Raw genomic sequence first — 24,083 nt, 5'->3', positions numbered from 1 at the left:
CTCCCACAGGAGCGGATTCATCCGCGATGAGGCCAACACCTATCCAACTGAAAAAGCACAGAGGAACGGCCATGGTCCTGCGTTCGGAAATCCTGGTGAACAAAAACGTCATGCCTACTGCGGAGCAGGCCCTGCCTGGCCGCGAAACGCCAATGACACTGCCCGAGTTCCACTATGTGTTCGAAGGCACCCCGCTGCTCGGCCCGTTCTTCGAAGGCAGCATCGACTTCGCGATCTTCGGCCTGGGCTGTTTCTGGGGCGCTGAACGCCGCTTCTGGCAGCGTGAAGGCGTGGTCAGCACGGTGGTCGGCTACGCGGGCGGCTTCACCCCCAACCCGACCTACGAAGAAGTCTGCTCGGGCCTGACCGGCCACACCGAAGTGGTGTTGGTGGTGTTCGACAAGGACAAGGTCAGCTACCGCGAGTTGCTGGCGATGTTCTGGGAATTGCATAACCCGACCCAGGGCATGCGCCAGGGCAACGACGTCGGCACCCAGTACCGTTCGGCGATCTTCTGCACCAGCCCCGAGCAACTCGACCAGGCCAAGGCCAGCCGCGATGCCTTCCAGGCCGAACTGAACAAGGCCGGCTTCGGCGAGATCACCACCGAGATCGACCAGGCGCCGACCGTGTACTTCGCCGAGGCCTACCACCAGCAGTACCTGGCCAAGAACCCGGAGGGCTATTGCGGCATCGGCGGCACCGGCGTGTGCCTGCCACCTAGCCTGCAGGGCAACTGAGCCATGAGCACGATGACCCTGTTCCACTCGCCGCTGTCGCCGTTCGTGCGCAAGGTCATGGTGGTGCTGCACGAGACCGGCCAGCTCGAACGGGTGGCGCTGCAGCCAGTCAACGTCAGCCCGGTCACCGGTGACGAACACCTGAACCAGGGCAACCCGATCGGCAAGATCCCGGCCCTGCGCCTGGAAGACGGCACGGTGCTGCATGACAGCCGGGTCATCTGCGAATACCTCGACCTGCAGCATGTCGGCCTGCCGCTGCTGCCGCGCGAGGGCTCGGCGCGCTGGCGGCGCCTGACCCTGGCGTCGCAGGCGGATGCGATCATGGATGCGGCAGTGTCGAGCCGTTATGAGAGCTTCCTGCGACCGGAGGACAAGCGCTGGGATGGCTGGCTGGTGGCGCAAGGCGAGAAGATCCGCCGCAGCCTGGCCAACCTGGAGCAGGAACATCTGGCGGAGCTGATTTCAGGCTTTGACCTGGCCGCGATCGGTGTGGCCTGTGCGCTGGGGTACCTGGACTTGCGCCAGCCGGATTTTGGCTGGCGTGAGCGCCAACCTGGGTTGGCCGCGTGGTATGCCGAGGTGGCCAAGCGGCCTTCGATGCTCGCTACGGCACCGGTGGCCTGACCGGCCTCTTTGCGGGACAAGGGCGCGAGTGGCTGCACAGCAGCCCCAAGCCTTACCTCGGTACCGCAGGAAACAACTCCCCAATTCTGCGCGCCAACCACCGCCCGATCGCTCGATCCTCCCTCATGCCGCCCTCCCCACCCGGGCCCAGTCCAGCCGGCGGGTCAGCACCATGAATACACCCAGCAAGCCAAAGCACAGCAGCGAGCCCATCAGCAGTGCATAGTCCTCGGCGCTCAACAGCCCGTAGAGCATCGCGTAAAGCGCCGCCAACCCCGCCGCAAAGCCCACTCCCCGCCCAAGGCTACGCAACACATGGCTCAGGTAGAAGCCGATCAGCAGCACGCAAGCCGATGCCGACAGCCCATACGCCAGGCCAAAACCGATGTGCTCGGACAGCGACAGCAGCAGCAAGTAGAAGAACGCCAGGGCCACGCCGACCAGGATGTACTGCACAGGGTGCACGCTAAGGTGCTTCAGCACCTCGAACAGGAAGAAACCAGCAAAGGTCAGGGCGATGAACAGCAAGGCGTACTTGATCGCCCGCTCGCTCTTGAGGTACTGGTCCACCGGGTCGACAAAGCTCACGCCAAACGTGCGCTCGCTGAAGTCCGCGCACTGGCCACCGACGGCGCACTGGCGCAGGGCGTCTTCCAGGTTGGTGGCGAAGAACGACGTCTGCCAGTGGGCGCTGAAGCCCTTGTCGTCGATTTCGCGGCGGTTGGGCAAGTAGCTGCCGACAAAGCTTGGGTGCGGCCAGTTGGCGCGCATGTCGACGCTGCTGGTGCGGCCCACCGGCAGCAGATGCAGTTGCCCGGTGCCCTGCAGCGCCAGGTCGAAGCCATAGCTGAACTCGCGGGCCTGCTGGCCATCCAGCTGCGGCAGGGCAACATGCACGCCGCTGCGCAGCCAGTCCAGCCCAGTGCCCGCCTCGAATGCCAGACGCTGGTCGTCGAGGTTGAGCTCCAAGGCATTTTCGATGCCGCGGATATCGCTGATACCTACCACCAGAAACGGCTTGTCAAAGCGGTAGTCGTCGAAGTCCTTGTCGATGCCCCAGCGTTCCGGCAGCTTGAAGCGGCCCGAGAGGCGCCCTTTGGCGTGGAACAGCCGTGCCTGGTAGATGCCCCGGGCACGCAGTTCGGTGTCCACGCCCAGGTCGGCGTCGAAGGTTTCCGGGAGGAAGTACAGGTGGCCGGCCAGGGTGCTGGTTTCCTGCACGCTCTGGCCGTCCTTGTCGATCCAGCGGCGCTGGATTTTACGGTACGGCACCACCAGCAGCGGGCCGCTGATCTGCTGGTCGAAGCTGGCGCTCTGGGCGATATCGCGCAGCACGCTGTCGCGCAGGTTCTGGCGCTCGTCGATGAGGTTGTTGATCATCAGCAAGGGGATCAACAGCAGCACAATCAGCAGGGCGATTGTGCCGAGCTTGAAACCGAGGGTCTTGTTCATGGGGCCTCCTGTGGCAATGGGCGCAGTGTCTGCGCCTTGCGTGGAGGCCTTGGGGAGGTTGTGTGGAGATTCGGTGTTTTTCAGCCGATACGCCGCTCCGGCAACCACAAACGCACCCGCACACCGCCATCGACGTTGTTCACCGTCAGCGCACCGCCATGCAGTTGCATCACTTCATCCACGAAATTGAGCCCCAACCCGGTGCTCTTGCGCCCACTGCCCGGGCGCGGCAGCGAATAGAAGCGCTCGGCAACCCGCCCGATGGCATAGGCGGGTATCGCTTCGCCCTGGTTGAACACACTCAGCGCCATCCGCTCGCCATCGCGCTCCAACTCGAACAGCAGCGCCCCGCCTGGCGGTGTGAAGTCCAGCGCATTGTCCAGCAGGTTGGCCAGCGCCTGGCGCATCAGGAACGGGTCACACAGCAGCCACAGCCCCGCTGGCACCCGCTGGCGCACCTGCAAGCCACCCGCCTCGATCCGCGTCGCATGCGCCAGCAGCAGTTCGTCGACCAGCGCCGCCAGGGGCACCTGCTGCTCATCTTCCAACGCCTGCAATTGCTCGACCCGGGCCAGGTTGAGCAAGCGCTCGATCATCTGCTGCAACCGCTCGCTTTCCCGCTCGATGTTGCCGGCAAACCGTGCACGCTGCTCGGCGGGCATGTCGCCCTGGAGCAGCTCGGAAGCACCGCGAATCGCCGCCAACGGGCTTTTCAGCTCATGGGTCAGGGTGTGCACGTAGCGCTCGACATATGCCTTGCCCTCAAGCTGTGTGCGCATGCGCTCCACCGCATTGGCCAAGTGCGCCAGCTCCCCCCCCTTGTAGTGCGGCAGCGCTGCGCGCTCACCTTCACTGACCGCCTGTGCGTACCGCGCCAGCTTGCGCAGGGAACGGGCCAGCCACCAGGACAGCGCCGCGCCAATCAACAGGCCCATGCCGATCAACCCAAGGCCCAGGCCAAGCAGGCGCCGCTCGGAACGGTCGATATACGGCTGCAACGAACTGTTGGGTTTGGCCACGGTCACCACACCGATGATCGTGCCATCGTCGAGAATGGGCGCGGCCACATGCATCACCGAGGTGCTTTCGTCCGCTTCGACACTGCGCGTGGAGCGGGCACCGTATTCGCCGCGCAAGGTCAGGTAAACGTCATTCCAGCGTGAGTAATCCTTGCCCAGGTCCTGGCCGCTGGAATCGAGCAGTACGGTGCCCTTGGCATCGGTGACGTAGATGCGGTGGCTGACCTGGTTCTTCGCCAGGCCCCAGATCTGCGCGCCCGGGCTGCGCAGGCCATAGGCCTTGAGCACTTCGGGCAACCGGCTCTGCGCCAGGGTGCCGGCCTTGACGTCGTCGTGCAGGATTTCCGCCAGCAGGTTGGCGGTATCCACCAGGGTTTCTTCGGAAGACTGGCGCACCACCGGGCGGATCTGTTCGCGCACCGTGTTGAGCAGGAAATAGCCCGCCAGCCCGACGAACAGGAAGTACACCAGGAAAATCCGTATGCCCAGGCGCATCAGGCCTGTTCCGGGCTGTAGCTGTAGCCCAGGCCACGGTGGGTCTGGATCGGTTCGGCGTCGGCGGCCACCTGGCGCAGCTTGGCGCGCAGGCTCTTGATATGGCTGTCGATGGTGCGGTCGTAGCCGACGTCGGAGGCCACGCCCAGGGCGTCGAGCAATTGCTCGCGGCTGAATACCCGCTGCGGTTGCTCAAGCAGGCATTGCAGCAGGCGGAACTCATGGCGGGTCAGGGCCAGCGGCTGGCTGCGGTAGCTGATCTGCATGCGCAGGGTATCGAGCTGGAACACTGCCGGTTCGCCTGCGGGCTCGGCACGTGGCGCCATGCGCTTGAGGATCGCCCGTACCCGGGCCGCTACTTCACGGGGGCTGAAGGGTTTGACCACGTAGTCGTCGGCACCGATCTCCAGGCCCACTACGCGGTCGATTTCACCGTCGCGGGCGCTCAGGAACATGACCGGGACTTCAGTGAAGCGGCGCAGTTGCCGGCAGGTTTCGAAACCGCTGATATCGGGCAGGCCGATGTCGAGGATCACCAGGTCGGCCGGGCGCTGGCGCTGCTGGTCGAGGGCCGCGCTGCCCAGGGTCACCCATTCGGTGCTGTGGCCGTCGGCTTGCAGCGCGTAGATCAGGGTGTCGGCGATGGCGGCTTCGTCTTCGACGATGAGAATGTGGGGCATGGCAGTCCAGCCTTGCAGGAGCAAAGCTGGAGTGTAATCGCAAGATCAATCAGCAGTCAGGCTTGCCTGCGGTAAAGCGCTTGGCCGGGTTCACCGCGGCCTTGAATTCGCGCAGCGCCTTGGCCCCGATCAGCAGCGGGTAGTTGAAGCTGCTGCGGTCGACCAGGTTCACCTCCACGGTGCGTTTCTCGTCGCCCAGGCATAGCTCGAGGTCGACCACGGGCCTGCGTGAAAGCTCCGGCGCATCGCCCTCGTCTTCTTCATCGGAGCGGTTCTTGATCTTGCTGATGCGCGAAACCTTGTGCTCGTAGACCTTGCCGTCCGAGTCCTTGGTCGCCAGGCGGAAGCGCACCCAGTCCTCGCCGTCACGGGTGAAGCGTTCGATGTCCTTGGCCGACAGCGACGCGGTGTAGGCGCCGGTGTCCATCTTGGCCTTCAGGGTTTCGCCCAGCTCCGGCAGGGCAATGTTCTCGTAGCGGCCGTAGAGCGTGGGTTCTGCGGCCATGACCGGCAGCGCCAACAGCGACAACAGGGCAAGCAGTGGTTTCACAGGCAGGCTTCCTTGAGAGGGGACAGTGCTTAGACTGTGCTGGCAGGATAGGTTCGCTATCATCAGGCTAAACAACATAACGTGAAACATTTGTCTGCGCCGCTGGGCATTCGACATTTGGCGTAGGCCATCGCCCTGCTTATCATTGCGCCCCGCAAACATCCCACAACAAGAGTTTCTTTATGCGTCACCTGCTTACCGGCATTCTCACGACCACTCTGCTGCTGATCAACACCGTGGTGATGATCTGCCCGCTGCTGGTCTTCGCCCTGCTCAAACTGGTGGTGCCGGGCCGCTGGCGTGACTATGCCTCCGCCGCCGTGATGTGGGTCGCCGAAGCCTGGTCGGAAATCGACAAGGCCATCTTCGCCCTGTGCATCCCCACCCAGTGGGACATCCGCGGCGTCGAAAACCTGCGCAGGGACACCTCATACCTGGCCGTAAGCAATCACCAGACCTGGGTCGACATCCCGGCCCTGATCGAAAGCCTTAACCGCCGCACGCCGTTCTTCAAGTTCTTCCTCAAGAAAGAGCTGATCTGGGTACCGCTGCTGGGCCTGGCCTGGTGGGGCCTGGATTACCCGTTCATGAAGCGCTACAGCAAGGCCTTCCTGGACAAGCACCCCGAACTCAAGGGCAAGGACCTGGAAATCACCAAGGCGGCCTGCGAGCTGTTCAAGCGCCAGCCGGTGACGGTGGTCAATTACCTTGAAGGCACCCGCTTCACCGAAGCCAAGCGCCTGGAACAGCAATCGCCGTATCGCTACCTGCTCAAGCCCAAGGCCGGCGGCGTGGCCTTTGTACTGGCGGCTTTGGGTGAACAGCTGGATGCGCTGCTGGACGTGACCATCGTCTACCCCGGCAACAAGGCACCGGGGTTCTGGGCCCTGCTCAATGGCAGCATCAACCGGGTGATTATCGACATTCAAGTGCGCGAGCTGGACCCTGCCTTGTGGGCTGGGGATTACGAGAGTGACCCCGTATTCCGGCAGACGGTGCAGGCTTGGGTGAATCAGCTGTGGGTGGAGAAGGACAAGCGGATCGAGCAATTGCGCGGGGAGATGCGCTAAGCGATCGTTCCTATCGGCCACTTCGCGGGGCAAGCCCGCGAAGTGGCCGATAGGAATTCTGGTAAAGGCCATTAAAACCCTGGCTAATAATCCGAATAAGTAATACTTCTTTGTCACATTCCACCTAAGTGGATAAAAATCGACCAAAGCACAATTACAAAAATTTGCCTGGATCGATCAATGGCTAATCAAGCTTGCTCCGCCCCCGCCCAACTCCGCCGCGTCCTGGGCTTACCCGCGCTGGTCTTCTTCGGGCTGGTGTACATGGTCCCGCTGACCCTCTTCACCACCTACGGCATCGTGACCGAAATGACCGGTGGCCGCACCGCCGGGGCCTATCTGGTCACCCTGCTGGCGATGTCGTTCACCGCCACGTCTTACAGCTTCATGGTCAAGCGCTACCCGGTCGCGGGTTCGGCGTATTCCTACACGAACATGGCCTTCGGCCCTAACGTTGGTTTCCTGGCTGGCTGGTCGCTGCTGCTCGATTACCTGTTTATCCCGATGATCAACTACCTGCTCATCGGCCTGTTCCTCAACATCGCCTTCCCGGCCATCCCCGCCTGGACCCTCGTGCTAGCCTCGATCGCCCTCGTGACCGTGCTCAACGTGATCGGCATCCACTCGGTGGCCAAGGCCAGCAACCTGATCGTCGGGGCACAGATTGTCTTCATCGGTGTGTTCGTCGCACTGTCTTGCCAGTCGCTGGCTGGCCAACCGGTGGACCTGCTGTCGCCGCTGCTGGGCGACGGTAGCCAGCCTGGCTTCGGCCCGCTCATGGCCGGTGCTGCCGTGCTGTGCCTGTCATTCCTGGGCTTCGATGCCGTCTCGACTCTGGCCGAGGAATGCCGTGATGCCCGTCGCGACGTGCCACGGGCAATCATCCTCACTACGCTGTTTGCCGGGGTGCTGTTTACCGCGCTGGCTTATGTCAGCCAACTGGTGCTGCCGGGCAGCCGCTTCGTCAATGTCGACGCGGCGGCCAACGAGGTGATGTTAAAGGCGGGCGGCCAGTTCTTGGCCAACTTCTTCACAGCAGCCTTCGTTGCGGGCAGCCTGGGCTCGGCGCTGGCATCGCAGGCCGCCGTGTCGCGCATCCTGTTTACGATGGGCCGCGACCGGGTACTGCCGCAGCGCAGCTTCGGTTACCTGTCGCCCCGCTTCGGCACCCCGGTGTTCGCCATCCTGCTGGTGTCGGCATTCTCGCTGCTGGCGCTGGTGATCGACCTGGCCACCCTTGCCTCGCTGATCAGCTTCGGTGCGCTGGTGGCGTTCTCGGCGGTGAACCTGGCGGTGGTCAAGACCCACCTGATGAACGACACCCACCAGCGCAACTTCAAAGGGCTGCTGCAGTACGGCTTGGTACCGCTGGTCGGCCTGGGCCTGACCTTGTGGCTGTGGACCAGCCTGTCGACGCTGACGATGGTCATCGGCTTGTGCTGGTTCGCCCTGGGCCTGGCATACCTGGCGGTTCTCACCGCCGGTTTCCGCCGGCCAGTGCGCCTGGTGGACTTCACCGAAGCAGCCTGAACAACACGCTCGCGCAGGGCTCGCGTCAGGCCTCAGACCGATGGCTGGGTCAGCGGCGCCGGGGTGGTCCACAGGCTGCCCAGATTCTGCAACAACGACCCGGCAATGCCCTGCTGCCCCAGGTACTGGAGGATCAGCGGGGCGAATTGCCCGATCATGCCGGTATCCATCCCCAGCGCCTTGAACGCGGTGTCCAGGTCAGTGCGGTTTTCCACGTCGTTGCCCAGCGCCTTGCTCAGGGCTGACTGGTTTTCGCTGTTGTTGCCAAGCAATTCGCCCAGGCCGCTGAGGCCGCCCAGGGCGTTGGCGCCGGAGAGCAGGTCGAGACCGGGCACAGCCTTGGTCAGTTGGCCGTAATCGTCACTGCTGAGGTTGTTGCGCGCCAGCCCCAGCATCGCTCCGGCACCACCTACGGCCTGTTCGGGGGTGATATTCAATTCGCTGCCCAGGGTATTGAGCAGGTTGGCCTGCGCTTCGGGTGCCTGTACCTGGCCCTGCTGCTTCTGCGTCTGCATGGCGGAAACGGCATTGGCTGCATCGCCGAGGTTGAAGGCGAACACCGGGCTTGCGGCCAGCGTCATCAGGGTTGCCAGGGTGAATGCTTTCATCGGAGGGACCTCGTCGGCCGGGATGGCCGGGGAAACGAGGCATTGGACTGGAACCGGGAAGGTTTGTTCCGGGCCGGTGATCGGCCTGCTCCCGGCGCGCTTGCAGCACAACGCCCCCGGGCGGGGGCGTTGTTTCCAGCGGTTAGGCCGCGCCCCACATCTTGTGCGGGTCGATCACGAATTTCTTCGGTACGCCGGCATCGAACTCGCCGTAGCCTTCCGGCGCCTGGTCGAGGTTGATGACCTGCACGCCCACCACTTCGGCGATGTTGATGCGGTCCCACATGATCGCCTGCATCAACTGGCGGTTGTACTTCATGGTCGGGGTCTGGCCGGTGTGGAAGCTGTGCGACTTCGCCCAGCCCAGGCCGAAGCGGATGCTCAGCGCGCCGATCTTGGCAGCGGCATCGACCGCGCCTGGGTCTTCGGTCACGTAGAGGCCCGGGATACCGATGCTGCCGGCCACGCGGGTCACCTGCATCAGCGAGTTCAAGACGGTTGCCGGTGCTTCATGCTTGGCACCCTCGTGGCCATGGCCACGCGCCTCAAAGCCTACGGCATCGACGGCGCAATCCACTTCCGGCTCGCCGAGGATGTCGATGATCTGCTCGTGCAGCGGGGTGTCCTTGGACAGGTCGACCACTTCGAAGCCCTGGGACTTGGCGTGGGCCAGGCGAGCCGGGTTGAGGTCACCGACGATCACGCAAGCGGCGCCCAGCAAGCGCGCCGAGGCAGCAGCAGCCAGGCCGACCGGGCCGGCACCGGCCACGTAGACGGTGCTGCCGGGGCCAACGCCGGCCGTCACAGCACCGTGGTAGCCGGTCGGCAGGATATCGGACAGGCAGGTCAGGTCACGGATCTTCTCCATGGCCTTGTCGCGGTCTGGCAGTTTCAGCAGGTTGAAGTCGGCGTACGGCACCAGCACGTATTCGGCCTGGCCGCCGGTCCAGTCGCCCATGTCGACGTAGCCGTAAGCACCACCGGCGCGGGCCGGGTTGACGGTGAGGCAGACGCCGGTGTGCATCTCTTTGCACGAGCGGCAGCGGCCGCAGGCAACGTTGAACGGTACCGACACCAGGTCGCCGATCTTCAGGCGCTCGACGTCACGCCCCAGCTCGACGATTTCACCGGTGATTTCGTGGCCCAGGACCAGGCCGACCTGGGCAGTGGTGCGGCCGCGGACCATGTGCTGGTCGGAGCCGCAGATGTTGGTGGAGACTACCTTGAGGATGACGCCGTGTTCGATCTTCTTGCCGCGCGGGTCCTGCATTTTCGGGTAGTCGATGTGTTGCACTTCGACCTTGCCGGCGCCGAGATATACCACTCCACGATTGCCAGACATTGCTTTTACCTCGCTTGATTTTTATTTATGCAGCGTTGGTTGAAGCGCCGCCATCCATGGGCGGCATGTGTTACTGGAATGCAGGGAATTGTGGGCCTGATGGGGCGCGATGCGCTGACTGAAAACGACAGGGGGATGCCTTTTTACGGCAGGGGAATTGGGGAGGCCCAATCGCCGGCAAGCCGGCTCCAACAGGAACACCACAGGCTTGAAGCCTGGCGCAATACGTGTGGGAGCCGGCTTGCCGGCGATGAGGCCCGAGAGGTCACTACAAAACGACAGTCCGGTTGGCGTTAAGGAAAACCCGCCGCTCAATGTGATACCCCACTGCCCGTGCCAACGTCAGGCACTCGATATCACGCCCCTTGGCAATCAGGTCCTCGGGGTAATGGCTGTGGTCCACCACCTCGACGCCCTGGGCAATGATCGGCCCTTCATCGAGGTCGTTGTTGATGTAATGTGCCGTCGCGCCGACCATCTTCACACCCTTGTTGTACGCCTGGTGATAAGGCTTGGCGCCCTTGAACCCTGGCAACAACGAGTGGTGGATGTTGATCGCCCAACCATCCAGGCGCCGGCACAGCTCGGGCGACAGCACCTGCATGTAGCGGGCAAGAATGACCAGCTCGGCGCCGGTCTCCTCGATCACCTGCAGCACCTTGCGCTCTTGCCCGGCCTTGTCGTTGGGGTCGAGCGCAAAGTGGTAATAGGGGATCTTGTGCCAATGTGCCAACGGTTCCAGGTCGGGGTGGTTGGACACCACCGCGACCACGTCCATGCCCAACTGGCCGATGCGCTGGCGGTACAGCAGGTCGTTCAGGCAATGGTCGGCCTTGGACACCATGATCACCACCTTGGGGCGGTGATTGGGCGCGGTCAGCTCAAAGGCCATGCCGAATGCTTCACCGCGCTCGGCGAGGCCGGCACGCAGGCCCGCCTCGTCGAAATCGTCCGGCTGGCGGAATTCGACGCGAATGAAGAAACGCCCCGACTGCCGGTCATCGAAGGAGTGGTGCTCCGTCACGTAGCAGCGCTGCTCGAAGAGGAAACGCGTCACCACGTCGACGGTGCCGAGCATGCTCGGGCAGTCGGCGGTGAGAATCCAGGTATCCGGTGCCCGACTCATGTTCTGCTCTCCTTAGGCCTCGATGCTCAGGCCGTATTCGGCCGAAGCGTCCTGCAGCCACAGCCACCAGTAGTCGGCAAAGCTGCGGCGAATCACCAGCTCCCAGGTGTCTTCGGCGGTGCGGCGGATCACCAGTTGCGACTTGGCGAACACGGTGCCCACGGCCTTGCCCACCGGGAAGTTGTTCGGGTGAACATCATAGCTGGTGGACTTCATCAGCACGTCGCGCACGTTAGGGCCGCGCAGTTCCAGCAGGCTCTGCCCGCCGCTGACGTTGACCACCTGGATGTGCTGGCCTTCGAGGGCCGCGCGCAGTTTTTGCTCGACGGCGAACTCCTGGCCGCCGGGGACGATCAGCAGCCACTCATCCGGGCCCAGCCATTGCAGCGACATCTCGCTGTTGGCAACCACGGTCAGGGCCACCGGCAGCTCCAGGCCCAAGGCCTTGTGCACGCCTGCGGCGAAGGCCGGGTTGTGACCGTCGCCACGCAGGGTCAGGTGGCCGAGGAATTTTTTCTCGCGCAGGGTCACGCCTGCGTTCTTGCGGCCCTTGCCAACCAGGCTGGCCAGGTCGGCGTGGTGCAGCGGCGACTGAGCCTTGGCCTCGGCGCCGGGGTTTTGCTGGAAGACGTTGATAGCGCTCATTTCTTACCTGCCTTGAATTCTTGGTCGTCGATACGACGCAGCTTGCAGGGTGTGTTTACCGGCCTCATCGCCGGCAAGCCGGCTCCCACAGGGACCGCACCTACCTTGAGAACTGCATCGAACCTGTGGGAGCCGGCTGGCCAGCGATAAGGCCAGCCGGCTCACCACAGGGCCCGGAGTCAAACGTTCTGCCGCTCACCCTTCGGATCGAAGAACACCGAAGACACGATCTCGGCCTCGATCACGCTGCCATCGGCCTGCGGCGAGTAGACACGCTCGCCCATGCGCTTGAGGCCGCCCTTGACCACACCCATGGCGAACGAATAGCCCAGGGAGTTGGCCGCGTAGCTGGAGGTGACGTGGCCGACCATGTCCATCGGGATCGGCTGTTTCGGGTCGAACACCAGCTGGGCGCCCTCCGGCAGCCACTGGGTCGGGTCCACCGGCTTGAGGCCCACCAGCTGCTTGCGGTTGTCGCGCAGGCAGTCTTCGCGGTTCATGCCACGCAGGCCGATCCACGAGAACGGCTTGTTGCGGCCTACGCACCAGCTCATGTTCAGGTCGTCCGGGTTCATCGAGCCGTCGGTGTCCTGGCCCACGATGATGAAGCCCTTCTCGGCACGCAGGACGTGCATGGTCTCGGTGCCGTACGGGGTCAGGTTGTACTGCTTGCCCGCCTCGATGATCTTTTCCAGCACGCCCATGGCGTAGTTGGCCTGCACGTTCACTTCGTACGACAGCTCACCGGTGAACGAGATACGGAACACACGGGCCGGCACGCCGCCGACAGTGCCCTCCTTCCAGGTCATGAACGGGAAGGCTTCCTTGTCCAGGTCGATGTCGTCGGTCAGCTCGCTGAGCAGCTTGCGGCTGTTGGGGCCGGACAGGGTCAAGGTGGCCCAGTGGTCGGTAACCGAGGTGAAGTACACCTTCATTTCCGGCCATTCGGTCTGGTGGTACAGCTCCAGCCACTGCAGTACGCGCGCGGCGCCGCCGGTGGTGGTGGTCATGTAGAAGTGGTTGTCGCCGACGCAGGCGGTCACGCCGTCGTCGAAGACCATGCCGTCTTCCTTGCACATCAGGCCGTAGCGGGCCTTGCCCACGTCGAGCTTGGTCCAGGCGTTGCTGTAGATGCGGTTGAGGAACTCGCGCGCGTCCGGGCCCTGGATGTCGATCTTGCCCAGGGTCGAGGCGTCGAGCAGGCCCACGCTGTCGCGCACGGCCTTGCACTCGCGGGCCACGGCGGTGTGGATGTCCTCACCGGCTTTCGGGAAGTACCACGGGCGCTTCCACTGGCCGACGTCTTCGAACTCGGCGCCATTCTTCACGTGCCAGCCATGCAGGGCAGTGAAGCGTACGGGCTCGAACAGGTGGCCACAGTGGCGACCGGCAACTGCACCGAAGGTCACAGGGGTGTAGTTCGGGCGGAACATCGTGGTGCCCATTTCCGGGATGGTGATACCGATCGAACGGGCAGCAATGGCCAGGCCGTTGATATTGCCCAGCTTGCCCTGGTCGGTACCGAAGCCCAGCGCGGTGTAGCGCTTGACGTGTTCGACCGACTCGAAGCCTTCACGGGTGGCCAGTTCGATACCGGCAGCGGTCACGTCGTTCTGCTGGTCGACGAACTGCTTCGGCCCCTTGCTGCCCTTGTCGTGCGGCACCTGGAACAGCGCCACGGTGGCCTCTTCCTTGCGCGCCACGGTTTTTGGCAGGGTACCGGTGGTGGCCTTGAAGCCGGCTTCGGTGGCTGCGCGCACGCCGCCTTCGAAACCATCAGCAATCACGTCACCCAAGGCATACACGCCGTTGATGCCGCCCACGCACTCGCGCTTCTGCGGTGCATCGCCCGGCACGAAGCCGAGGATGTCGTCACGCCATACCGGGCGACCGCCCAGGTGCGAAGCCAGGTGGACGATCGGGCTGTAGCCGCCCGAGGTGGCGATCAGGTCGCACTCGAGGGTTTCGCCGGGGCTGGTGACTTTGTGCGCCTGTACATCGATGGCGGCCACACGGGCGCCGGTGACGTGCTTGCTGCCCTTGGCCTCGATCACCGCGCTGGAGGTGAGGATGCGGATGCCTTTGGCTCGGGCTTCTTCAACCAGCGAGCCGCGCGGGTTGTGGCGGGCGTCGGCGATGGCGACGACCTGCAGGCCAGCGTCGTGCCAGTCCAGCGCCGCGCGGTAGGCGTGGTCGTTGTTGGTCGACAGCACCAGCTTGCGGCCTGGGGCCACGCCATAGCGGCGAACGTAGGTGGAAACAGCGCCGGCCAGCATGTTGCCCGGCACGTCGTTGTTGCCGTACACCAGCGGGCGCTCGTGGGCGCCGGCAGCCAGCACCACACGCTTGGCGCGTACGCGGTGCACACGGTGGCGCACCTGGCCGATCGGCGCGCGGTCGCCGAGGTGGTCGGTGAGGCGCTCGTGAATGGTCAGGAAGTTGTGGTCGTGGTAGCCGTTGACCGTGGCGCGTGGCAGCAGGGTCACGTCAGGCAGGCTTTCCAGCTCCTTGACCACTGCGTTGACCCAATCAGCGGCAGGCTTGCCGTCGAGGGTCTCGCGGGAGTCGAGCAGGGTGCCACCGAACTCTTCCTGCTCGTCGGCGATGATCACCCGGGCGCCGCTGCGTGCTGCGGCCAGGGCAGCAGCCAGGCCAGCAGGGCCGGCGCCGACGATCAGCACGTCGCAGTGCTGGTTCATGTAGTCGTAGCTGTCCGGGTCGTTCTGCAGCGGCGCACGGCCCAGGCCGGCTGCCTTGCGGATGTACTTCTCGTACGTCATCCAGAACGATTTCGGGTACATGAAGGTTTTGTAGTAGAAACCCGGCGGCATCATGCTGCCGCCGACCTTGCCGAGGATGCCCATGACGTCGTTGTTGACGTTCGGCCAGCCGTTGGTGCTGGTGGCGACCAGGCCTGCGTACAGCGCTTGTTGAGTGGCGCGCACGTTCGGGATCTGGGTGGCTTCGCTGGAGCCGATCTGCAGGATGGCGTTCGGCTCTTCGGTACCGGCGGCGATGATGCCGCGGGGACGCGAGTACTTGAAGCTGCGGCCGACGATGTCGACGCCGTTGGCCAGCAGCGCGGCGGCCAGGCTGTCACCGGCATAACCCTGGTAGGTCTTGCCGTTGAAGGTGAAGTTCAGGACCTTGCTGCGGTCGATGCGGCCGCCGCTGGCGAGGCGATAGGTCTGGCTCATACTTTTTCCCCTTGGCCTTTGACGGTCGACGGTGCGCTGTTCTGCTTGCCGTTGGCGGTCACCTGCGGCTTCTCGCCAATTTTGTAGGTTTCCAGAATCTCGTAGGTCACGGTGTCGCGGGTGACGTTGAAGTACTGACGGCAGCCGGCAACGTGGTCCCACAGCTCATGGTGAATACCGCGCGGGTTGTCGCGGAAGAACATGTAGGTGCCCCACTCCTCGTCGGAGCAGGCGGCAGGGTCCAGCGGGCGGGCGATGTGCGCCTGGCCAGAGGCGTGGAACTCTTCTTCGGAGCGCAGCTCGCCGCAGTGGGGACAGAAAATATGCAACATGACGGTGTCTCCGGTTAGTGGGCGACGGCGGCGGCGCCGTGTTCGTCGATCAGTGCGCCGTTGTAGAAACGGTCCATGGAGAACGGCGCAGCCAGCGGGTGCATCTCGCCTTTGGCCAGGCTGGCGGCAAAGACGTTGCCCGAGCCCGGGGTCGCCTTGAAGCCACCGGTGCCCCAGCCGCAGTTGAAGAACATGTTCTTGACCGGGGTCTTGGAGATGATCGGGCAAGCGTCCGGCGAGGTGTCGACGATCCCGCCCCACTGGCGGTTCATGCGTACGCGCGAGAGGTTGGGGAACATCTCGACGATCGCCTGCAGGGTGTGCTCGATCACCGGGTACGAACCGCGCTGGCCATAGCCGACCCAGCCGTCGATACCGGCGCCGATCACCAGGTCGCCCTTGTCGGACTGGCTGATGTAGCCGTGCACGGCGTTGGACATGATCACGCTGTCGATGATCGGCTTGATCGGCTCGGACACCAGTGCCTGCAGCGGGTGCGATTCCAGCGGCAAGCGGAAGCCCGCCAGCTTGGCCATGTGCCCGGAGTTACCGGCGGTGACCACGCCGACGCGCTTGGCGCCGATGAAGCCTTTGTTGGTTTCCACGCCGATGACCGCGCCGTTTTCCTTGCGGAAACCGATCACTTCGGTCTGCTGGATCAGGTCCACGCCCAGGGCGTCGGCAGCACGGGCGTAACCCCAGGCCACGGCGTCGTGACGGGCCACGCCACCACGGCGCTGAACGGTAGCGCCGAGGATCGGGTAACGGGTGTTCTTCGAGCAGTCCAGGTACGGGATTTCGGCCGCGACCTGGGCGGTGTTGAGCAGCTCGCCATCCACGCCATTGAGGCGGTTGGCGCTGACGCGGCGCTCGGAGTCACGGATGTCCTGCAGGGTGTGGCACAGGTTGTAGACGCCGCGCTGGGAGAACATCACGTTGTAGTTGATATCCTGGGACAGGCCTTCCCACAGTTTCATGGCGTGCTCGTACAGCTGCGCCGACTCGTCCCACAGGTAGTTGGAACGCACGATGGTGGTGTTACGGGCGGTGTTGCCGCCACCCAGGTAACCCTTTTCGACCACCGCGACATTGGTGATGCCGTGCTCCTTGGCCAGGTAGTAGGCAGTGGCCAGGCCATGGCCGCCACCGCCAACGATGACCACGTCGTAGACCTTTTTAGGGGTCGGCGTGCGCCACATGCGCTGCCAGTTTTCGTGGTGGCTGAGGGAGTGTTTGAAGAGGCCGAAGCCCGAGTAGCGTTGCATGGTCGTTTACTCCACTCAGCGGTAAACAGGGAAGTCTGCGCACAGCGCGGCGACGTTCTTCGCCACATCGGCTTCAACGTCGGCGTCACCGAGGTTGTCGAGGATGTCGCAGATCCAGCCGGCCAGGGCCACGCACTGGGCGACCTTGAAGCCGCGGGTAGTGACGGCCGGGGTGCCGATGCGCAGGCCCGAAGTGACGAACGGCGACTGCGGGTCGTTCGGCACGGCATTCTTGTTGACGGTAATGTGCGCGCGGCCCAGGGCGGCGTCGGCATCTTTACCCGTCAGGCCCTGGCGGATCAGGCTGACCAGGAACAGGTGGTTGTCGGTGCCGCCGGAGACCACGTCGTAGCCACGGTCGACGAACACCTGGGCCATGGCCTGGGCGTTTTCGATGACCTGCTTCTGGTAGCTCTTGAATTCAGGCTCCAGCGCTTCCTTGAAGCACACGGCCTTGGCGGCGATGACGTGCATCAGCGGGCCACCCTGGGCGCCCGGGAAGACGGCGGCGTTGAGTTTCTTCTCGATCTCTTCGTTGGACTTGGCCAGGATCAGGCCGCCACGTGGGCCGCGCAGGGTCTTGTGGGTCGTGGTGGTGACCACATCGGCGAACGGGATCGGGTTCGGGTACAGGCCAGCGGCAACCAGGCCGGCAACGTGGGCCATGTCGACGAACAGCAGCGCACCGACCTTGTCGGCGATTGCGCGGAAACGTGGGAAGTCGAGGGTCTTGGAGTAGGCCGAGAAGCCGGCAACGATCATTTTCGGCTTGTGCTCGACGGCCAGGCGCTCGACTTCGTCGTAGTCGATCAGGCCGGTGTCGGTGTTGATGCCGTACTGCACAGCGTTGTAGAGCTTGCCCGAGGACGACACTTTTGCACCGTGGGTCAGGTGGCCGCCGTGTGCCAGGCTCATGCCCAGGATGGTGTCACCGGCCTGCAGCAGGGCCAGGTAGACCGCGCCATTGGCCGAGGAGCCCGAGTGCGGCTGGACGTTGGCGTAGTCGGCGCCGAACAGCTGCTTGGCGCGCTCGATGGCCAGCGCCTCGACCTTGTCGACGTGCTCGCAGCCACCGTAGTAACGCTTGCCCGGGTAGCCTTCGGCGTATTTGTTGGTCAGGCCGCTGCCTTGGGCCTGCATCACGCGCTTGCTGGTGTAGTTCTCCGAGGCGATCAGCTCGATGTGATCTTCCTGGCGCTGTTCTTCGGCATTCATCGCCGCCAGCAGTGCGTCGTCATAACCCTGGATCTGGTCTTGCTTGCTGAACATCATGTTTCTCCCGGCAGCGATCGTTTCTTGTCTGTAAGGCACTGTGGCCCTTTGTGGCGATGGTATGACTGGCCGGGGTGGGTCAGATGCCTGCGCACGCCTTGCAATGGCGCGTTTACGACATTGGCTTTGGTGTTGTTCACACCGGCCCTATCGCCGGCAAGCCGGCTCCCACGCCCGGCCCACTGTTCTCAAGGCCAGTGACGTACCTGCAGAAGCCGGCTTGCCGGCGATGGGCCGGAATGACGAGTAGATAAATCAACAGTTGCAGAGCTTGTATAGGCAACCGCGGAATCGATGGTTTAGAGTGCTGTTCTGCGTCGTTCACAGGACCGTGTCATGACAGATAAGAGCCAACAATTCGCCAGCGACAACTATTCCGGCATCTGCCCCGAAGCCTGGGCGGCGATGGAGAAGGCCAACCACGGCCACGACCGCGCCTACGGCGACGACCAGTGGACCGAGCGCGCCTCGGAATACTTTCGCAAGTTGTTCGAAACCGACTGCGAAGTGTTCTTCGCCTTCAACGGCACCGCGGCCAACTCCCTGGCCCTGGCCTCGCTGTGCCAGAGCTACCACAGCGTGATCTGCTCCGAGACCGCCCACGTCGAAACCGACGAATGCGGCGCACCGGAGTTCTTCTCCAACGGTTCCAAGCTGCTCACCGCCCCCAGCGTCAACGGCAAACTGACGCCGCAATCGATCCGTGAGGTCGCCCTCAAGCGCCAGGACATCCACTACCCCAAGCCACGCGTGGTAACCCTTACCCAGGCCACCGAAGTGGGCACCGTGTACCGCCCCGACGAGCTCAAGGCGATCAGCGCCACCTGCAAGGAGCTGGGCCTGAACCTGCACATGGACGGCGCGCGCTTTACCAATGCCTGCGCCTTCCTCGGCTGCAGCCCAGCCGAGCTGACCTGGAAGGCCGGCGTCGATGTGCTGTGCTTTGGCGGCACCAAGAACGGCATGGCGGTTGGTGAAGCAATCCTGTTCTTCAACCGCGACCTCGCCGAAGACTTCGACTACCGCTGCAAGCAGGCCGGGCAGTTGGCCTCGAAGATGCGTTTCCTGTCTGCGCCCTGGGTCGGGCTGCTCGAAGACGGCGCCTGGCTGCGCCATGGCAACCACGCCAACCATTGCGCGCAGTTGCTGGCGTCGTTAGTGAGCGACTTGCCGGGGGTGGAGTTGATGTTCCCGGTGGAGGCCAACGGGGTGTTCCTGCAGATGCCGGAGCATGCGCTTGAAGCGCTGCGCGGCAGGGGCTGGCGGTTCTATACCTTTATTGGCAGTGGTGGGGCGCGATTCATGTGTTCCTGGGACACCGAGCAAGCGCGGGTGCGTGAGTTGGCGGCGGATATCCGCAGCATCATTACCGCCTGATCGGCCGCATTCGCGGGCAAGCCCGCTCTCACAGGTGAGGCGTCAACCTCAAGGCCGCGCGGCACCTGTGGGAGCGGGCTTGCCCGCGAAGAATCCAGCACCGGACTAAAGCCTGAACCCACCCATCTGCCGCGCCAGGTCATCGGCCAAGCCACGCAACGCCTGGCACTCCTCCCGGCCCCCCTGCACCTCCGCCGCGGTTTCCCTGGCCAGGTCGGAAATCCCCTGCACCGTCCGGTTGATCTCTTCGGTCACCGCCGACTGCTCTTCGGTTGCCGTCGCCACCTGATGGTTCATGTCGCTGATGTGCTCGACCTGGTCGGTAATCGCCCCCAGCGAGGCCCCGGTACGCTGGCTCGATGCCACACCACTGCCCGTCGCCTGCTGCCCCGCCTGCATCGAAGCCACCGCTGATCCCGCCCCCTGCTTCAGGCGCTGAATCATCTGCTGCACTTCGTCCGTAGACAGCTGGGTGCGCCGTGCCAGGGTACGGACTTCATCGGCCACCACGGCAAAACCACGCCCCATCTCCCCTGCCCGCGCCGCCTCAATGGCGGCATTCAGCGCCAGCAGGTTGGTCTGTTCGGAAATACTGCGGATCACCGCGAGAACTTCGTCGATCGAGGCGACTTCGTCAGCCAGCTGGGTTACCGCCTCTGCCGCCTTGCCAATATCGCCCGACATTCCCTCGATACCTTGAATCGACCGGCGCACCACCTCACGCGCCTGCATGGCTTCATCCCGCGCCGACTGCGAGGCCTGGGCCGCATCGCCGGCGTTGCGGGCAATGTCCTGCACCGTGAGCCCCATTTCGTGCACGGCGGTGGCCACCATCTCGGTCATCTCCTGCTGACGGCCTGAACGCTCGGCGGTGTTATCGACAACCTGGGTCACCTGCTCAACGGCCCGGTGCAAGCGCTCGGTAGTGCGCAGCACCTCGCCGATCAGGCCACGCTGGCTGTCGAGGAACCGGTTGAAGCCGCGTGCCAGGTCACCCAATTCGTCCTGACGCGAATCATCCAGGCGATGGCTGAGATCCCCGCCGCCACTGCCAATCTGCACCAGCGCGGCGGTCACACGGCGGATGGGCCGCACCAGCCCACGCGCCAGCAACACCACCAGCAGCAGCGAGAGCAGCGCCACGCCACCGCCGATCAGGGTGGTCAGCCAGAGCGCCTGGCGCATCTGCGCATAGATCTGCGCCTCGGGCACTTCGGCGACCAACGTCCAGTTCAGGTCGCGCAGCGGCAGGCCCAACGCCAGGTAATTCTCACCATCGCGCTGGAAGCGGCTGGTGCGCAAGCCCGGGTCGCCCGTCATCAGCGCCTTGGCCGCATTGGCATCCAGCTGCTCGACGAGCTGGCGCTTGCCGCTGAAAGCGTTGTCCGGGTGCACCTGGATCAGGCCATCGTTGCGTACCAGAAATACCTTGCCGTGCTCGCCGAAACTGAAGTCGTGGATCAACTTCGACAGCTCGGTCATGCGCAGGCCCATGCCGGCCACGCCCACCAGCTTGCCGTCCTTTTCCACGCGGTAATCGATGAACAGCGCCAGCTCACCCGTGGCACCGTCGATGTCGATATTGATCAGGCGCTCGGCCCCGCTGTCGATGTAGCCGTAAAACCACTTGTCCTTGGGGTTGTCGCGGCTGAGAGTACGGTCCAGGCCATTCTCGTTGTAGTAATGGCCGGTCTCGGTCGAGACGAACAACGTGGTGAAGGCATGGTTGCGCTGCTTGGCAGCCTGCAGGTATTCGAGGAAGCGCGGCGCTTCGGCAGGCGCCTCGCCGGCCGCCAGCCAGTCACGCAGCAGCGTATTGCCGGCAATATCCGCCGCCGCCACCAGTGGCTGGCCGAGCATGCGCTCGATGTCGTTGCGGATGGCTTCGATGCTGGCCGGCAGCGCCGTGTCGACCAGGTAGCGTTCGGTCAGGCGGTTGAGCGCCACCGTGAAGATGATCACCACCACCAGGATGCTCGCCAGCAGGGCTGCGCCCATGCTCGCGGTCAACTGCCACTGGATGCTTTTACGCCAGATACGCATGCCCCACTCCCCGTTAATTATTGTTTTACGGAAAGTGTATACACTCGCGTATTCAGTTATTCCAGTGACTTGGGACAACTGTAAACAACTGTGGGAGCGGGCTTGCCCGCGAATGCATCGGTGAATTCACCATCGCCTTCGCGGGCAAGCCCGCTCCCACAAGGGTTCGCAGGGTGCGTTTTACTGTTCGGCAATGGTCCGAACGATCGCGTCCACCGTGGCGTCGATTTGCGCCTGGGTACGCTGAAGTGTCTGCTGGTGTTCCTTCTGCAGTTCGACCTGCTTGGAACACAGGTTCAGGGCAGCCAGCACCAGCAGCTTGTCGCCGATCAGGGTCGGGTACGAACGCTTGGTCTCGGCCAGGGCGGTGTTGAGCATCCGCACCGCCTGCGCCAGGGTTTCTTCCTGGCCTTCGGGCGCCTTGATCGAATAGTCGTTGCCGAGGATCGACACGACATTGACCGGCTGCGCGTGCAGGCTCATGCGTTGACGACACCCGCATTGGCACGGTCAAGCAGCGCCTGGATACGCGCGGCGGTGGCGCCGTTCTTTTCTTCCTGCTCCATCAGCGACAGCTGCAGGGTCTCGTTTTCTTCCTTGGCCTGGGCCAGTTCCTGGCCGAGGGCGGTGTTCTGCTCGGTGAGTTGAGCGTTTTTCTGCATCAGGTCGCTGACCAGTTGCTCGATTTGATTCAGGGAGGCTTCCAGCATGGGGATATCTCAGGTTGTTGCAAAGGGCGCACACGATAAAGAAAAGCGTGAGCCATCGCCATTAAATAACGGATTCTTAAGGTTTCTTGCCCCGCAGATTGACAGGGTATCCGGCCCCTTGTTCCGGCCTGGGTCAACCGCCGGTCAGGTAAATAGATAGCTGGCTCACAAAATGGGCCGTTCACACTCAAGACTGGCCGGTCACGACCGATAGCCAGGCAAGTCTTATTTTGTCGCACGGACTGCGCCTTCCTCCCTTGCCTGGATTCCTCCCCCCATGTCTCTACGCAACATGAACATCGCCCCGCGCGCATTGCTCGGGTTTGCCCTGATCGGCCTGCTCATGCTCGGCCTTGGTATCTTCTCGCTGATGCAGATGGGCAACATCCGCCAGGCGGGCGTTGCCATCGAGAACATCAGCGTGCCTAGCATCAAGACCCTCGATGAGCTGACCTCGCTCAACCTGCGCCTGCGCACCCTGTCCTACCGCCTACTGCTCAACCGCGAGCCGGAAACCCAGCGCGACACGCTCAACCTGCTGGACCAGCGCAACGCGCAAATCGACCGCGCCCGCCAGGCCTACCTGCCGATGATCGGCGCGGCCGACGAGCAGGCCGCCTTCGACCAATACACCCAGTTGCTCAACCAGTACCGCCAGCTGGAGTCGCGCATGCGCAGCCTGAGCCAGGCCGACCGCACGGACGAACTGCGTGACCTGCTCAACCGCGACCTGTTGGCCAACTCCGAGCAGATCAACAAGGTCATGGACACCCTGGTGAAGATCAACACCGACCAGACCCGCGCGACCAACCAAACCGCCGCCAGCCAGTACGCGGCCGCCTTTGCCCTGGTCATCGGCCTGCTGATCGCCGCCGCCGTGCTGACCTTCCTTTGCGCGTTGCTGCTGACCCGCAGCATCGTCAAACCCATCGACGAAGCCCTCCAGGCCGCCGAGCAGATTGCCGACGGTGACCTCACCCATGTCATCCGCGCCGAAGGCACCGATGAGGCCGCACGGCTGCTGCGCGCGATGGCGCGCATGCAAGACAAACTGCGCGACACCCTGCAACTGATCGCCGGCTCCGCCACCCAGTTGGCGTCGGCCGCCGAAGAGTTGAACGCCGTCACCGACGAGAGCGCGCGTGGCCTGCAACAGCAGAACAATGAAATCGAGCAGGCCGCCACGGCGGTGACCGAAATGACCAGCGCCGTCGAGGAAGTGGCGCGTAATGCCGTGAGCACCTCGGAAGCCTCCAGCGAAGCCAGCCGCTCGACCGGCGATGGCCGTGACCTGGTCATGGAAACCGTCGGCGCCATCGAGCGCATGAGCGGCGACGTGCAGGCCACCGCCAAGCTGATCACTCACCTGGCCGAACAATCGCGCGACATCGGCAAGGTCCTGGATGTCATCCGTGGCCTGGCCGACCAGACCAACCTGTTGGCACTCAACGCTGCGATCGAGGCGGCCCGGGCCGGTGAAGCCGGCCGTGGCTTTGCCGTGGTGGCGGACGAGGTGCGGGCACTGGCGCACCGCACCCAGCAGTCGACCAGCGAAATCGAGCGGATGATCGGCAGTATCCAGGGCGGCACCGAAGAGGCGGTCGAATCGATGCGCACGAGCACCGAGCGCGCCGAGTCGACACTGAACATCGCCAAGGGCGCCGGCATGGCGCTGGACACCATTGCCGGTGCGGTAGCGCAGATCAACGAACGCAACCTGGTGATCGCCAGCGCGGCAGAAGAGCAAGCCCAGGTGGCCCGTGAAGTGGACCGCAACCTGGTGAACATCAACGACCTGTCGGTGCAGAGCGCGACCGGTGCACATCAAACCAGCGCGGCGAGTGCCGAGCTGTCGCGCTTGGCGGTGGACCTGAATGGTCTGGTGGCCCGCTTCCGTACCTGACCTGAAACCCCGGGGCCGCTCTGCGGCCCATTCGCGGGCGGTCCGACGCCTCGGCAAGCCTGCTCCCACGGGTTCTGCGCAAGCCTAAAGTGTACGGTGA

At 63.9% G+C, this 24,083-nt stretch carries 21 protein-coding genes; 6 read left to right on the top strand and 15 right to left on the bottom strand.

The annotated features are described in order from the left end of the window. Window positions 1-71: 71 nt before the first annotated feature. Both msrA and ACIPIJ_RS17175 read left to right on the top strand, forming a co-directional pair. Window positions 72-740 carry a peptide-methionine (S)-S-oxide reductase MsrA gene (gene msrA, locus ACIPIJ_RS17180; protein WP_401078700.1) on the top strand — a complete coding sequence of 223 codons (669 nt, stop codon included), beginning with the start codon at window positions 72-74 and terminating at the stop codon, window positions 738-740. Window positions 741-743: 3 nt separating this feature from the next. Next, window positions 744-1,367: a glutathione S-transferase gene (locus tag ACIPIJ_RS17175; RefSeq protein ID WP_401078697.1), complete on the top strand. Its 624-nt coding sequence runs from the start codon at window positions 744-746 to the stop codon at window positions 1,365-1,367. Between the two features lie 123 nt (window positions 1,368-1,490). Here the strand turns inward: ACIPIJ_RS17175 and creD are convergent, their stop codons facing one another. The 4 genes from creD to ACIPIJ_RS17155 form a co-directional block, all read right to left on the bottom strand. After that, window positions 1,491-2,819: a cell envelope integrity protein CreD gene (gene creD / locus ACIPIJ_RS17170; RefSeq protein WP_401078695.1), complete on the bottom strand. Its 1,329-nt coding sequence runs from the start codon at window positions 2,817-2,819 to the stop codon at window positions 1,491-1,493. Between the two features lie 80 nt (window positions 2,820-2,899). Then, a complete protein-coding gene (gene creC / locus ACIPIJ_RS17165; RefSeq protein WP_401078692.1) occupies window positions 2,900-4,333 on the bottom strand; it encodes a two-component system sensor histidine kinase CreC in 1,434 nt (477 codons plus the stop codon). Then, complete coding sequence (creB, locus tag ACIPIJ_RS17160; RefSeq protein WP_401078689.1) at window positions 4,333-5,013, bottom strand: two-component system response regulator CreB; 681 nt, start codon at window positions 5,011-5,013, stop codon at window positions 4,333-4,335. The genes creC and creB overlap by 1 nt, the downstream gene beginning before the upstream one ends. 49 nt (window positions 5,014-5,062) lie before the next feature. Further along, window positions 5,063-5,563 carry an ATP-dependent zinc protease gene (locus ACIPIJ_RS17155; protein ID WP_401078687.1) on the bottom strand — a complete coding sequence of 167 codons (501 nt, stop codon included), beginning with the start codon at window positions 5,561-5,563 and terminating at the stop codon, window positions 5,063-5,065. Window positions 5,564-5,745: 182 nt separating this feature from the next. Between ACIPIJ_RS17155 and ACIPIJ_RS17150 the strand changes: the two genes are divergently transcribed. Both ACIPIJ_RS17150 and ACIPIJ_RS17145 read left to right on the top strand, forming a co-directional pair. Next, window positions 5,746-6,633: an acyltransferase gene (locus ACIPIJ_RS17150; RefSeq protein WP_401078685.1), complete on the top strand. Its 888-nt coding sequence runs from the start codon at window positions 5,746-5,748 to the stop codon at window positions 6,631-6,633. Between the two features lie 180 nt (window positions 6,634-6,813). Beyond that, entirely contained in the window at window positions 6,814-8,163 is a 1,350-nt protein-coding gene (locus ACIPIJ_RS17145; RefSeq protein ID WP_401078682.1) for an APC family permease, read from the top strand. 32 nt (window positions 8,164-8,195) lie between these two features. Here ACIPIJ_RS17145 and ACIPIJ_RS17140 read toward each other — a convergent pair whose 3' ends face one another. From ACIPIJ_RS17140 to ACIPIJ_RS17105, 8 genes are all read right to left on the bottom strand, one after another. Continuing rightward, on the bottom strand, window positions 8,196-8,771 hold the full coding sequence (locus tag ACIPIJ_RS17140; protein ID WP_401078679.1) for a DUF2780 domain-containing protein: 576 nt from the start codon (window positions 8,769-8,771) through the stop codon (window positions 8,196-8,198). A 142-nt stretch (window positions 8,772-8,913) separates the two neighbouring features. Next, window positions 8,914-10,113, bottom strand: a complete 1,200-nt coding sequence (gene fdhA / locus ACIPIJ_RS17135; RefSeq protein ID WP_346613586.1) for a formaldehyde dehydrogenase, glutathione-independent — start codon at window positions 10,111-10,113, stop codon at window positions 8,914-8,916. A 268-nt stretch (window positions 10,114-10,381) separates the two neighbouring features. Next, a complete protein-coding gene (gene purU, locus ACIPIJ_RS17130) occupies window positions 10,382-11,239 on the bottom strand; it encodes a formyltetrahydrofolate deformylase (protein ID WP_401078676.1) in 858 nt (285 codons plus the stop codon). A 12-nt stretch (window positions 11,240-11,251) separates the two neighbouring features. Further along, a complete protein-coding gene (locus ACIPIJ_RS17125; RefSeq protein ID WP_401078673.1) occupies window positions 11,252-11,884 on the bottom strand; it encodes a sarcosine oxidase subunit gamma in 633 nt (210 codons plus the stop codon). 179 nt (window positions 11,885-12,063) lie between these two features. Further along, a complete protein-coding gene (locus ACIPIJ_RS17120) occupies window positions 12,064-15,081 on the bottom strand; it encodes a sarcosine oxidase subunit alpha (protein WP_401078670.1) in 3,018 nt (1,005 codons plus the stop codon). Continuing rightward, the gene (locus ACIPIJ_RS17115; RefSeq protein ID WP_027594307.1) at window positions 15,078-15,413 is read right to left on the bottom strand and encodes a sarcosine oxidase subunit delta; all 336 of its coding nucleotides are present in this window, start codon (window positions 15,411-15,413) and stop codon (window positions 15,078-15,080) included. Before ACIPIJ_RS17115 ends, ACIPIJ_RS17120 begins: the two co-directional genes overlap by 4 nt. Before the next feature lie 14 nt (window positions 15,414-15,427). Further along, window positions 15,428-16,678, bottom strand: a complete 1,251-nt coding sequence (locus tag ACIPIJ_RS17110; protein WP_241805618.1) for a sarcosine oxidase subunit beta family protein — start codon at window positions 16,676-16,678, stop codon at window positions 15,428-15,430. Between the two features lie 15 nt (window positions 16,679-16,693). Beyond that, window positions 16,694-17,947 carry a serine hydroxymethyltransferase gene (locus tag ACIPIJ_RS17105; RefSeq protein WP_060512215.1) on the bottom strand — a complete coding sequence of 418 codons (1,254 nt, stop codon included), beginning with the start codon at window positions 17,945-17,947 and terminating at the stop codon, window positions 16,694-16,696. Window positions 17,948-18,286: 339 nt separating this feature from the next. Between ACIPIJ_RS17105 and ACIPIJ_RS17100 the strand changes: the two genes are divergently transcribed. Continuing rightward, the gene (locus ACIPIJ_RS17100) at window positions 18,287-19,327 is read left to right on the top strand and encodes a low specificity L-threonine aldolase (RefSeq protein WP_401078665.1); all 1,041 of its coding nucleotides are present in this window, start codon (window positions 18,287-18,289) and stop codon (window positions 19,325-19,327) included. Between the two features lie 105 nt (window positions 19,328-19,432). On the opposite strand, the gene ACIPIJ_RS17095 is transcribed toward ACIPIJ_RS17100, so the two are convergent. The 3 genes from ACIPIJ_RS17095 to ACIPIJ_RS17085 all read right to left on the bottom strand — a co-directional run bounded on the left by ACIPIJ_RS17095 (window position 19,433) and on the right by ACIPIJ_RS17085 (window position 22,080). Further along, window positions 19,433-21,370: a methyl-accepting chemotaxis protein gene (locus tag ACIPIJ_RS17095; RefSeq protein ID WP_401078663.1), complete on the bottom strand. Its 1,938-nt coding sequence runs from the start codon at window positions 21,368-21,370 to the stop codon at window positions 19,433-19,435. Window positions 21,371-21,550: 180 nt separating this feature from the next. Then, window positions 21,551-21,853 carry a cell division protein ZapA gene (locus ACIPIJ_RS17090; protein WP_401078660.1) on the bottom strand — a complete coding sequence of 101 codons (303 nt, stop codon included), beginning with the start codon at window positions 21,851-21,853 and terminating at the stop codon, window positions 21,551-21,553. After that, entirely contained in the window at window positions 21,850-22,080 is a 231-nt protein-coding gene (locus tag ACIPIJ_RS17085) for a hypothetical protein (protein WP_401078657.1), read from the bottom strand. Before ACIPIJ_RS17085 ends, ACIPIJ_RS17090 begins: the two co-directional genes overlap by 4 nt. Before the next feature lie 277 nt (window positions 22,081-22,357). Between ACIPIJ_RS17085 and ACIPIJ_RS17080 the strand changes: the two genes are divergently transcribed. Further along, complete coding sequence (locus ACIPIJ_RS17080; RefSeq protein WP_401078654.1) at window positions 22,358-23,983, top strand: methyl-accepting chemotaxis protein; 1,626 nt, start codon at window positions 22,358-22,360, stop codon at window positions 23,981-23,983. The last annotated feature ends 100 nt before the right edge of the window (window positions 23,984-24,083 follow it).

The organism is Pseudomonas sp. NPDC087185 (assembly GCF_044744955.1).
Classification (GTDB): Bacteria; Pseudomonadota; Gammaproteobacteria; order Pseudomonadales; family Pseudomonadaceae; genus Aquipseudomonas.
This window is presented reverse-complemented; position numbering and strand designations above follow the sequence as displayed.